At 58.7% G+C, this 11,428-nt stretch carries 9 protein-coding genes, 4 pseudogenes and 2 other annotated features; of the genes and pseudogenes, 9 read left to right on the plus strand and 4 right to left on the minus strand.

Translation table 11 applies throughout. The features are described 5' to 3' along the window. Together ASF57_RS26750 and ASF57_RS05390 are read right to left on the minus strand one after the other, a co-directional pair. Positions 1 to 233, minus strand: a 233-nt coding sequence (locus ASF57_RS26750; RefSeq protein WP_244476824.1) for a transposase, incomplete at its 3' end; no start/stop codon positions are given. A 222-nt stretch (positions 234 to 455) separates the two neighbouring features. Further along, positions 456 to 1,684, minus strand: a protein-coding gene (locus tag ASF57_RS05390; RefSeq protein WP_156375975.1) for an IS3 family transposase whose coding sequence is annotated in 2 segments (ribosomal slippage) — positions 456 to 1,396 and positions 1,396 to 1,684 — 1,230 coding nt in all. Because the reading frame shifts where the segments join, the coding sequence is not laid out codon by codon here. Then, positions 1,287 to 1,403 (minus strand) — a sequence feature (AL1L pseudoknot). Its footprint overlaps the gene before it by 117 nt. Before the next feature lie 62 nt (positions 1,685 to 1,746). On the opposite strand from ASF57_RS05390, the gene ASF57_RS24355 reads away from it, so the two are divergent. Together ASF57_RS24355 and ASF57_RS25435 are read left to right on the plus strand one after the other, a co-directional pair. Next, positions 1,747 to 2,678, plus strand: a protein-coding gene (locus tag ASF57_RS24355) for an IS630 family transposase (RefSeq protein WP_244476825.1) whose coding sequence is annotated in 2 segments (ribosomal slippage) — positions 1,747 to 2,074 and positions 2,074 to 2,678 — 933 coding nt in all. Because the reading frame shifts where the segments join, the coding sequence is not laid out codon by codon here. A 178-nt stretch (positions 2,679 to 2,856) separates the two neighbouring features. Further along, positions 2,857 to 3,312, plus strand: a complete 456-nt coding sequence (locus ASF57_RS25435; protein WP_156375976.1) for a hypothetical protein — start codon at positions 2,857 to 2,859, stop codon at positions 3,310 to 3,312. Between the two features lie 321 nt (positions 3,313 to 3,633). On the opposite strand, the gene ASF57_RS24360 is transcribed toward ASF57_RS25435, so the two are convergent. Next, a complete protein-coding gene (locus ASF57_RS24360) occupies positions 3,634 to 3,879 on the minus strand; it encodes a helix-turn-helix transcriptional regulator (protein ID WP_082503705.1) in 246 nt (81 codons plus the stop codon). A 715-nt stretch (positions 3,880 to 4,594) separates the two neighbouring features. On the opposite strand from ASF57_RS24360, the gene ASF57_RS05410 reads away from it, so the two are divergent. The 6 genes and pseudogenes from ASF57_RS05410 to ASF57_RS25440 form a co-directional block, all read left to right on the plus strand. Next, on the plus strand, positions 4,595 to 4,831 hold the full coding sequence (locus ASF57_RS05410) for a hypothetical protein (RefSeq protein ID WP_056480885.1): 237 nt from the start codon (positions 4,595 to 4,597) through the stop codon (positions 4,829 to 4,831). Continuing rightward, positions 4,800 to 6,020, plus strand: a complete 1,221-nt coding sequence (locus ASF57_RS24370) for an HNH endonuclease signature motif containing protein (RefSeq protein WP_082503706.1) — start codon at positions 4,800 to 4,802, stop codon at positions 6,018 to 6,020. The genes ASF57_RS05410 and ASF57_RS24370 overlap by 32 nt, the downstream gene beginning before the upstream one ends. Before the next feature lie 731 nt (positions 6,021 to 6,751). After that, the gene (locus ASF57_RS24375) at positions 6,752 to 7,684 is read left to right on the plus strand and encodes a methyltransferase domain-containing protein (protein ID WP_082503707.1); all 933 of its coding nucleotides are present in this window, start codon (positions 6,752 to 6,754) and stop codon (positions 7,682 to 7,684) included. Positions 7,685 to 7,842: 158 nt separating this feature from the next. Then, a pseudogene (locus tag ASF57_RS05420) lies at positions 7,843 to 8,016 on the plus strand (transposase); the annotation flags it as partial. Positions 8,017 to 8,079: 63 nt separating this feature from the next. Continuing rightward, positions 8,080 to 9,140, plus strand: a pseudogene (locus tag ASF57_RS24380) (IS5 family transposase). 157 nt (positions 9,141 to 9,297) lie between these two features. Then, positions 9,298 to 9,501 (plus strand): annotated as a pseudogene (locus ASF57_RS25440) (transposase); the annotation flags it as partial. A 68-nt stretch (positions 9,502 to 9,569) separates the two neighbouring features. Here ASF57_RS25440 and ASF57_RS24390 read toward each other — a convergent pair. Beyond that, positions 9,570 to 10,572, minus strand: a pseudogene (locus ASF57_RS24390) (IS3 family transposase); the annotation flags it as partial. Then, positions 10,184 to 10,291: a sequence feature (AL1L pseudoknot), on the minus strand. (Overlaps the previous pseudogene by 108 nt.) Positions 10,573 to 11,273: 701 nt before the next feature. Between ASF57_RS24390 and ASF57_RS05445 the strand changes: the two are divergent. Further along, positions 11,274 to 11,428 (plus strand): dTDP-4-dehydrorhamnose 3,5-epimerase family protein (locus ASF57_RS05445; protein ID WP_162241538.1); only part of this gene is annotated, 155 nt, incomplete at its 3' end.

Below are 11,428 nucleotides of genomic sequence, written 5' to 3' on the forward strand. Positions count from 1 at the left end.
AGCATCGCCCGCCAAAAGCCGCGGCGGGACCAGCGATTGAAGCGGTTGTAGACGGTCGTGCGCGGACCATACGCGGCCGGGCAGTCGCGCCAGCGGCAGCCCGAGGTCAGCACGTGCAGGATGCCGGAAATGACCTGCCGATCGTCGTTCCGTTCCGGCCCGGGCTGGTTCTTGGGCATGAACGGTTCCATCACCGCCCACTGCTCATCCGAGAGCCAGAACAGGTCCGCCATCGCCGCCTCCGTGCTGCAAACGGCGGCTCTGAATCACAAAACCAGAATTCTCGCAACGTCTTGGTTCGGTTCACACCCTAGAGCCGTGCCCTGGCGGGTTGAATCGTTTGGGGTAGGCGGTTTGGCTCGCGTGTGATTCACTGGTTGGGCTTATGAGGGAGGATCACCATGCCTTCAGCTCTCTGAACCGCCCCGGGTTTCCCGGAGGCCATTTGGTTTGGGTCAGGCCGCCAAGGCTTGGACCTCGCCCTGGGCATAGTAGCGCGCTTCGGCCTCGGCGGGCGGGATATTTCCGATCGGTTCGAGCAGGCGGCGGGTGTTGAACCAGTCGACCCATTCGAGGGTGGCGAACTCAACGGCCTCGAAAGACCGCCACGGGCCGCGTCGATGGATCACCTCGGCTTTGAACAGGCCGTTGATCGTCTCCGCGAGGGCATTATCGTAGGAGTCGCCAACGCTGCCGACGGACGGCTCGACACCAGCCTGGGCGAGCCGCTCGGTGTAGCGCAGCGCAAGGTATTGCGAGCCCCTGTCGCTGTGGTGCACGAGCCCGCCGCCCTGGACGGGACGACGCTCGTGCAGGGCTTGCTCCAAGGCATCCAGCACGAAGGCAGCGTGAGCCGTCCGAGAGACCCGCCAGCCGACGATGCGGCGGGCGAAGACGTCGATCACGAAAGCCACATAGACGAAGCCAGACCAGGTCGCCACGTAGGTGAAGTCGCTGACCCATAGGGCGTTGGGGCGCGGTGCCTTGAACTGTCGGTTGACACGGTCGAGCGGGCACAAAGCTGCCGGATCGGGGATCGTCGTCCGGACCGTCTTGCCCCGCACGACGCCCTTCAGTCCCATCGCCCGCATCAGCCGCGCCACGGTGCACCGAGCCACCACGATCCCGTCCCGGCCGAGCTGCCGCCAGACCTTGCGCACCCCGTAGACGTGGAAGTTCGCCTCGAACACGCGCCGGATCTCGACCATCAGCGCCGCGTCGCTCTTGGCCCGTGCCGGTAGCTTCCCGGGATCGGCACGCCGCGCAGCATGGGCATGGTACGTCGACGGGGCGATCGGCAGCACTTTGCAGATCGGCTCGACCCCGTAGGCATCGCGGTGCTCGTCGATGAACGCCTTCATCGTTTGAAAGGGCGGTCGAGCTCCGCCATCGCAAAATACGCGCTGGCCTTCCGGAGGATCTCGTTGGCCTGACGCAGCTCGCGGTTCTCGCGCTCCAGTGCCTTGATCCGCTCGCGTTCGTCCGTGCTCGGGCCGCCTTGCAGACCCTTGTCTCGCTCGGACTGCCGGATCCAGTTCCGGAGCGTCTCGCCCGAGCAGCCGATCTTGGCCGCGATCGAATTGATCGCCGCCCATTGCGAGGCATGCTCGCTTTGGTGGTCCAGCACCATCCGCACCGCGCGGGCACGGACCTCAGGAGAATACGGTGGGGTTCGCTTCGTCATGGCTCCATCCTCTCAGGAGTTGGAGCCTCCGGGAAACCCGGGGCGGTTCACTCTCTGTCGATCTGCGTGAGCGTGTGGTTGCCGCGATTGAAGCGGGCACATCGCGGCGTCAGGCAGCCAAACGCTTCGGTGTGGGAGCGGCCAGCGCGATCCGCTGGCACGACTGCTTTCGGCAAGAAGGGCGGATCGCGCCCAAGCCCATGGGCGGCGACCGCAACTCGCAGCGCCTGGAAGCGCAGGCCGTCCTGATCCTTCGGGCCAACGAAGAACACCCGCAATCCTTCCTGCGCGAGCTCCGTGACGTCCTCTCGGAACGCGGTGTCCAAGCGAGCACGAGCAGCCTGTCACGCTTCTTCGCCCGGCACCGCATCACCCGTAAAAAGGGGCTGTCCACGCGGCCGAGCAGGAGCGGCCGGATGTGAAGGCCGCACGCGAGGACTGGTTCGAGCGCCAACCCGACCTCGATCCGGATCGCCTGGTCTTCCTCGACGAGACAGCCGCCACGACGAAGATGGCCCGCCGCTATGGTCGTGCTCCCCGCGGCGAACGCTGTCGGATCGCCGTGCCGCATGGGCATTACAAGACCACCACCATCACCGCCGCCCTGCGGGCCACGGGCCTGATCGCCAGGAGCGTCTTCGATGGAGCCACGAATGGCATGCGCTTCCGTGCCTACGTCACCGACACCCTGGCTCCTGTGCTGAAGCCCGGCGACACCGTCATCCTTGACAATCTGAACGCCCACAAGGTCGCCGGGGTGCGCGAAGCCATCGAGGCGGTCGGTGCACGGGTGCTCTACCTCCCGCCCTACTCGCCCGATTTCAATCCCATCGAGCAGATCTTCGCCAAGTTGAAAGCCCTCCTCCGGACGGCCGCAGCGCGAACCGCAGACGACCTGGTCATCGCCATTCAAGACGCGTTCGCGGCCTTCAGACCTGACGAATGCCGCAACTCTATCACCGCCGCTGGATACGATGCCTATGATCCAAACTGACGGGGCGCGGCTCTAGCCGGTAATGTTGCTAATTCGTTCTTGCCTTCGAACCACCTATGCGAGATGGTGACAGTGTACATGTTGCCAACGCCACGTCCGGTCTGGACGTTAGTTCTTAACAGCGCTGAGTTCAGAAGCTGGTTGACCAACCAGACTGACAGCTGACCCGAGAATTTTTATGCCACGCACGATGCGAGTTGCGGCGGCAGTGCCGCCCGAAAAAACCTCACCAAGAACATGGCTTTCGAAGCCGGCTGCTTGTCTCACCGAGGCGGACGTAAGGCAGAAACCCTCAAAGGGTGCTGGTGATAATATCCTGGAGGCTGCCGAGAGCGCGTTGATGCAAAAGGCCGTTGCAATGGCGCTTGGCGGTAACTCTACGATGATGCGGTACTGTTTGGATCAGCTCTCGGCATGGCGAATGCGAACTGCGGAATTTATGCTGCCGGAGATCACCAAGATGGAGGATCTTTCGAAGGCAACATTGGGTATCCTAGAGGCTGCAGCAGCCGGAGTTATTACCTTTCCGGAAGCAAAGGAACTTTCCGGCCTCGTTGCTGTCCATGCTGAGGCATTACGAGATGGCGATCTCGCTATACGAGTAGCCAATCTTGAGGCTCAGCAGGCCCAATGAACGGTCGAATTGGATTGGAGCGCCGCGTCCAACGACTAGAACACACAATACGTTCGCAGGGCCGCTGGTTCATCATACGTTGCCTAAACGGCGAGGATGACAGCGTCAGAATTGATGAACTATGCAATAAAATCGAAAGCGAGCACGGGCCGCTCAGTTCTGCAAGGGACCAAATTATAATCATACCAGTCTTTGGCCATAATGCCGCGGATGTTTCCAGTTTCACGGTGCAGTATTTATCAGCTTGATCACAAGAAATTGTGGGTAGTGTCGAGCAATATATTCATTGTATAATAATAGTTATATAGAAGACGGCGGATGTTACTTGGTCTTTCGCTTTTCACGAAAGCGGACACCAACACCTCCTCCGTTCTCTGGAATAAAGTCGATACCTGCTTCGTCGAAAGCGCGAACAACGTCGGCGAGCGTCCGGTCATATGGAGTTCGCTTGCCGGCTTCGAAATCTACCAGAGTTTTTTTCGAAACCGATGACGCTTCAGCGAGGCGATCTTGCGTCCACTCCAGAAGGGCCCTCGCCGCGCGACACTGCTCCCGAGAAATTGCCATTTTTGCGCAACATGACTTTTTTAGGTTGACTTAACGCCTTATAGATAGCACTAATATGGTGATGTTTCCCCAAATGAGTGCAGTCGATGCGTCAGCGATTGATTTCTTGGACAGCTGCCATACGCGATATCCGAGCGGACCGCATCCATTTCGCTCCTGAAGATCGACATGCAGCATTGCGGCAACGAGCGTTCGCCGATCTAGCCTTTCGTCGGGCACAGTCATCAGCTGGCGTTTGTCCTCTCCTGGTTTCTGCAACTTACGACCGCAGAGCGATCATGCTCCTTGCTGTAGCTGCTGCGAAAGCTCGCCGCGCAGCAACTGGCGAAGCCTGGCGGATTTGTCTGTCAGCGGCTCTGCAGGGAACGTGGCGGGCCGCCAAGGCGGCTCGCGTAACGGTCGGATGGAATGCGAGCCGTCGGGTGGTGACCATCAATGAGACGTCGGGCCGTATCGGACCTAATCCGGCGCTTCCGGCAACACGACCGGTTTCAGCTCTACAGGCTGCGGATGCATCATCCAAGCAATCGCCGCGGATGGCGTTGAGCCGCAAATCTCTCCCGCGGCCCATCCCACCAGATCGGGTCCCTGACGCTACGTTCAGAGCAGGACCGTTGCCACAAGCGTGATCGGTAATTGAACGCAACGCCTGCCGCTGTCCACCTGTCGCGGCCGCCTGATCTTCTCACCAACCCAACTTAGACGGAGGCTTACCATGCCCCACAGCAAACCGCGCCGGAGCGCGGCCGATCCCGCACGTCCGACGGTGGCTTCTTTGGGGCTCCAGGTGAAGCTCGTAGCCCGTGAGGAGGACGAACAGCTCAGAGCGTTGATCGAACGCTATGAGCAACTTCTCTGCGACTGGGAGCACCTATCCTATCAGGCACTGAAGGCGCTTGCGGACCGTCCGACTCTGAAAAATGAGCGCCTTGATGCCGTACGTCGCGCTTGAGGACGTTGGCACAACGCGACGCGGGGCGTTGTCGAGCCGCCGTCGGCTGCAAGCGTGGGAGCGGACGGGCGGAACCTGCGTGGTTTGCGATCGCCGCATCGACGGTGTGCGAGACCGCTGGATTGTCGAGCACATTCGCGCCCTCGAACTCGGTGGTCCAGATGAGCTCCACAATCTTGGGCCGGCACATGAGGCGTGTGGGCGTGAGAAAACGCGTGATGATCACGCGCGGGCTGCCGAAGCAAAACGACAAAAGCTCCAGCATTTGGGTGCAGATGTCACCACGCGTCCGATGCCCGGATCACGGGCTTCTGCTCTCAAGCGCAAGGTCGATGGAACGGTTGTCCGTCGGGAGGAGCATACACGGTCTCGTCGCCCTTCTGTGTATGTCGAGTCTGAACCGGGGAGCGAACAGGCTCAAGCATCTGCCGCAAAGCCGTTCGTGGTGGACGCCGTGACCAATGAGGCGGAACGCCTTTGTCCTCGGGGGATCCTTTCGGATAAAGTGATTGAGGCAGGAGCGGTGGATCAAATGGCGACCCGAGGGACAGCGAAGGGCAAACTGGCCAGCCTGAGCCAAGGCGATGCATCGACTTCAGGAGACGTCCTACCTGCGATCCCGGCTCACCTCGACTTTCTGTTCAGCGACCCTCCCCTACTGCCAGGCGAAGATGCAGATCAGTACGAGACCCTCCTTCGCAGCATCGTTGATCAGATCCGCCCTGCTGACGTTATCGAGGCACTTTGGGTCAAAAACATCACTGACCTGATCTGGGAGGCCAATCGGATCCGGCGCTGGCGGAGGCAAATTTTGGTCCAAGCTCAGTTGCAGGCAGCCGAGGATTTGATCCGGCCTGCCCTTCAGAACGCAGATCCCATGGGATTGAACCAATTCGTGGCGCCATCGGCTGATAGCCTTGCCTCAGGCTGGATGGCTGGCCAAGCGGAGCAACGGGCTCAAGTCGAGGACCTTCTTGAAGACCGTGGCCTTACGGCAGAAAACGTCGCAGCTCACGGCTTTCTTTTAAATCTACCTTCACTCGAACGCATTGATCGAATGACTTTTCTGGCCGATCAACGGCGAGATGCACTGTTGCGCGAAATCGAGCGCAAGCGACAAAGGTTCGGCCTGCTTGCCCAGAAAGTTGCAGCCGACGTCCTTTGCGTCGAGGGTGCCGACGAACGCTAATTCGTGCTCTTCAATTTTAGAGGTAATAGTGACATCTGAGCGTTCCAATTTTGCCAATCGAAATAATTCTATGAGTAGTACTGGGCCTCGTACATCCGAAGGTAAGGCGCGATCAAAGCAGAATGCACGTAAGCACGGCCTCTCGATTATCTATCCTAATTCACAGTTAGGAGTGGAGACAGAGCGTCTTGCTGTGCTCATTGCTGGAGACTACGGCGACAATATTGGTATCCTATCTGCCGCTCGTACTGTCGCTGAGGCGCAGATTTACCTTCAGCGGGTACAATCATACAAGACTGCAATGTTGAGAACTGCCGCCGCGGATAGGTTATCGCGAGTCGAAGTGGGACAAAAGTTGTTAGGCGAGTTATTGCCAGTAATATTTGTTCAGCTTGAGAGAATAGACAGATATGAAGCTCGAGCATTGTCGCGGCGAAAGGTTGCTTTACGGCGTTTTTCGGAATTAATTGAACAAAATTAGATATTTTACTAATTTATTCAGTAAAATTATCAGAATATATTATATTTATAATTGTTTCAAATTGAATAATGGCGCTGTTTGATATTTTATACATGATACATCTGGTGCTGGTTCAGTTTTTATTGTGTCGACCTCTGGCTTTTTTCTTTGATCTTGCCTCTTTGAAGCGCAACGTGCTAAACAAATTATGACAGCCAAGTAGAGGTCGTAAAATTAATAACCGTACAGTGTGAGTTCTTAGGGAGGTCGTATGCCGTACTCTTATACAACTAACTCAAATCTTTTTCATCTTGTATCAAGACATCTAGATAGTAGCTGCATCCCTCCTGAATTAGATATAGATTTTTACAAGCTTTTGCACGAAGATTTGAAAAATCTAACAGACGAAGAAATCAAAAATCATTTCGAAGAATTTGGCAGGTCTGAAGGTAGGTTTGCTAGCCCCGCCGCGCATCGTAGCGGCTTTGTCAAATTATTACCGACTGAGGCTGATGTTTTAGAGATCGGACCGTTCACTAAGCCTGTCCTGACTGGAGCTAATATCAAGTATTTTGATGTGCTTGATAAGAGCGGTCTTCTAGCTCGAGCAAGGGAGATCGGGTTCCCGATACAGGCCGATTTTGATATAGATTATGTATCAAGCGTTGGAGATTTAAGTATTGTTCCAGAAAATGAATTTGATGCAGTGTTCAGTAGCCATTGTATTGAGCATCAGCCCGATCTAGTCCGACACTTGGTAAATGTTTCTAGAATTCTAAAAGAAGGAGGCCGTTATTTTCTTATAGTACCCGATAAAAGATATTGTTTTGATCACTTTCTTGAGGCAAGTAGTCTTGATAATGTGCTAAAAGCATTTGAAGAACGAAGAATGGTGCACACTATGACAAGTGTTTTCGAGCACCATGCGCTTACAACGCATAGTGATCCTATAGGGCATTGGAGTAATTGGCACGATGATCCAAACGCATCTGATATTGCTCGGCGCGCTGCTCATGCCGTAAAAATCTTTGATGAAGCGAGAGGCAGCTATATAGATGTTCATGCCTGGCAATTTACTCCTCAGTCGTTTCGGTACATCATAGACGAGCTCAGAAAACGCGAATTGATAGATTTATCTGTTGAAAGAGTGTATGATACGGTTTGGAGTCAGTATGAGTTCATGGCGATTTTGAAGAGTAGTTAATCGTTGAATCGAAATTGAGTTTTATCTCAGCTAATGTCTAATCACAAAGGCTGCGCGGTTGGAGCGTTAGATGATAGTGATTTTTCCAGGAAAATAGCTGAGATTTCCCGTGAGCATGATCGCGCGAGGGTATTCGGGCCCTTGCTATGTGCCCCCCGGATACCGAGCGGTGCAGCAAGGCCGGCGTGCCCGAGGATATCGGCTTCCAGACCGAGCCAGACATCGCGTTGGATCAGATCCGAGCAGCCTTGGCCGATGGGGTGGCGCCCGGCCTCGTTCTGGCAGATGCCGGATACGGGATCGACATGGCCTACCGTACGGACACCTCGAAATACCCCCTTCCGTGCGGGGCGGTGTCGTGATTCCCTGACGGTGTCGACGTTGGGGAGGCTCGGATGGTTCAGCCAGGGTTCTTCGATCTGGATGAGCGCTATCAGCGTCTGTCGGAGAACGGCGACCCGCTGGTGAAGCTCGCGGCCCTAATCGACTTCGAGGCTTTCCGCCCGAAGTTGGCCACCGCACTGAAGCGGTCCGACGGATCGAAGGGGGGCCGCCCGCCCTACGACCCGGTCCTGATGTTCAAGATCCTGGTCCTTCAGACGCTCTACACGCTGTCGGACGACGCCACCGAGTTCCAGATCCGCGATCGGCTGTCGTTCATGCGCTTCCTTGATCTCGGCTTCGAGGATGGCGTGCCCGACGCCAAGACGGTGTGGCTGTTCCGGGAGCACCTGACCCGGGCCGGCGCGATCGAGGAGCTGTTTGCCGCCTTCGACGCCTGGTTGAAGGGTAAGGGTTACCTCGCGATGTCAGGGCAGATCATCGATGCCTCGATCATCGCGGCTCCGCGTCAGCGCAACACCGATGCGGAGAAGGCGGCTCTCAGGGAGGGCAAGATCCCTGACGCGTGGGCGGCCAAACCAAAAAATCTCGCGCGAGATGAGACCGCGATGCCCGCTGGACCCTAAAGCGGGCCAAGGCGCGGCCCGCAAAGGCGGACGGCACCAAGGCCAAGGTTGAGATCGCCGTTCCGATGTTCGGCTACAAGACCCACGTCTCGATCGACCGCAAGCACGGGTTCGTCCGCCGCTTCACCGTGACCAGCGCGGCCGCCCACGACGGGGCACAACTGGCCAACGTCCTCGACGCGACCAACACGGCGAGCGCCGTCTGGGCCGACACCGCCTACCGCTCGAAGACCAACGAAGCGCATCTCGCCAAGAATGGCCGGCGCTCGAAGGTCCACTTCCGGCGGCAGCCTGGCCTCGATCTGACGCCGGCGCAGCGCAAGGCCAACCGCGCCCGCTCCAAGGTCCGCTCGGCCATCGAGACGGTGTTCGCCGGCCAGAAGCACCGCTTCGGCCTGTTCGTGCGCACCATCGGTTTGGCGCGAGCCCGGACCAAGATCGGGCTCGCCAACCTCGCCTACAACCTCAAGCGCTTCCTCTGGATCTAAGCCCGGCCGGTGGCGGCCTGAGGCAACTTCGGGATGACCCCCGAGCCCGTTCACGGCCACCACCAGACTGCCAGAACGTCAGTCCGATCTCGCCAAAGCTGCGAGGGGCGTCAAATCGACGGCCAACCCTCGCAACTGCGTAGTTCTTCGAGGTGTCCGTACGGCGCTGACGGCTTTGGGCTTGCCCTACAGTCTGGGTGTTCAGTCCTCCACGAGCCTGTGGGCTCCCGGAACGGCACCGCTGCCGCCCAAACCTTGGAACGGACGCGGGCGCCCACCCACCCGGGTACGACGGAGCCCTGAGCAAAAACCATTCTCGGCAGAGAAGCTGGCTCGGTCTCTGCCGGAGAACCGACACGTCAATGCGAGGACACGAAGGTCAATCGTAAGCAAGGGTCAGGTCCTCCGGGCGACGCTCACACTCTCAAAGTCGTAGCTGTCGCCGACGCTGCCGACGGAGGGTTCGATGCCCGCTTCAGCACGGCGCTCGGTGTATCGGATGCTCACGTATTGCGATCCGCGGTCGGAGTGACAGAAGAGACCGCTGCCTGCGATGGGGCAGCGCTCATGTAGAGCCTGCTCCAAGGCATCGAGGACGAAGTCCGTCCGCGCCGAGCGCTACACGCGCCAGCCCACGATCCGGCGAGCGAAGACATCGACCAGGAAAGCTTCCATTGTCGAAGTCGCCCCAGGTGGCGACGTAGGTAAAATCCGCGACCCACAGCCTGTTCGGGTACGCGGCCTTACACTGCCGGTTGGCCCGGTTGAGTGGGCACGCCGCAGCCGGATCAGGGATCGTCGTCCGGACCGTCTTGCCTCGCACTACGCCTTGCAGACCCATCGCTCGCATCAGCCGTGCGACGGTGCAACGGGCCGGAGTGATCCCTTCATGGTCAAGCCCCCCAGATCTTGCGCACGCCGTAGACGCAGAAGTTCGCCTCGTACACGCGCCGAATCTCGGTCATCAGCGTCGCATCCCGCTTGAATCGGGCCGGCAGCCTGCCGGGATCAACCCGGCGCACGATATGGGCGTGATACGTTGACGGGGTGATCGCCAGGACCTTGCAGATTGGCTGGCCCCCGCGGTGATCGTCGATGAACGCGATCATCGCCTGAAGGAGCGATCGAGCTCCGACTGGGCAAAATACGCCGATGCTTTTCTCAGAATTTCGTTGGCTTGCCGGAGCTCACGGTTCTCCCGCTCCAGCGCCTTTATCCGCTCGCCCTCGGCCGTCGTCGGGCCAGCTCGCTGACTTTGATCCCGCTCGGCCTAGCGTACCCAATACCGCAGCGTCTCTCCCGAGCAACCGATCTTGGGCGCAATTGAGCGGATCGCTCCGTACTGGGTGTCGTGATAGCCCTGATGCTCGGACGCCATCCGCATGGCGCGCTCACGGACCTTAGAGGAAAAGGGTGGGGTGAGCTTCGTCATAGCTCCATCCTCGCAGGATCAGGAGCCTCCTGGAAACCCGGTGCGGTTTGCCCGCCGTTGGCCGACTTCTTCGACACGCGGGCTGCCAGCGTGGCATGGCTGAGCTTGCTGGTGTGGATCGGGCCGTTGTCGAGGACCTCACCCCTCGCTTGTACGGCTGGCCGGGCCTGAGCCCATAGAGGCCGTCGACTTGCTCCAGCAGGTTGATGAAGTCGTTGCTGCGCTTGGTCCGGGCGGCTCGCCCGAAAGCCGCAGCGCCAGAACCGCACCGTATTTTCCTGCACCCCAAACGCTTCTGCGACGCGCGAGCTGGTCCAGCCCGACAGGGGCAGGAGGAACGCCCGAGCCCGCTCCGCCTGCAGACGGTCCGCGCCGCTCGGCGGCACTCTCAGTTCCGCGCGTGGTTCAGCTGTCGCCGTCATTCTGGATCGTCCCGCCATGATCCGCCTCGCCTCCATCCAGGGACAAGCGAATCATCGCGTGCGTTCGTTGGTAAGCTCAAACAAACTGCTTAGTGCTGATCGAGCCCGAATCCCCGATTTGGCTTCTCCAGAACCCTTCCTCGCCCATTCACTAAATGCACCTTATGATTGAACAAGGTTCGGTGCCGCGCGTCCATAAATCTCTCCTTTACCCTTGACAGCGCCAAGCTAAGACCTGCCTAGGACAAATCGATGCTATGGTTTCGAGGTCCTCCGAGCATGCGCGTGATCGAGACGACCATTCCTGCGGTGCGGCGCGTGGTGCCGACGCGCTTCGGCGATGCGCGGGGCTGGTTCTCGGAGACCTACCGGGCGGACATCCTGGCCGCGAGCGGCATCGACGACGTCTTCATCCAGGACAACCAATCCTTCTC

Origin of the sequence: Methylobacterium sp. Leaf117 (assembly GCF_001422985.1) — a bacterium.
Lineage (GTDB): Bacteria > Pseudomonadota > Alphaproteobacteria > Rhizobiales > Beijerinckiaceae > Methylobacterium.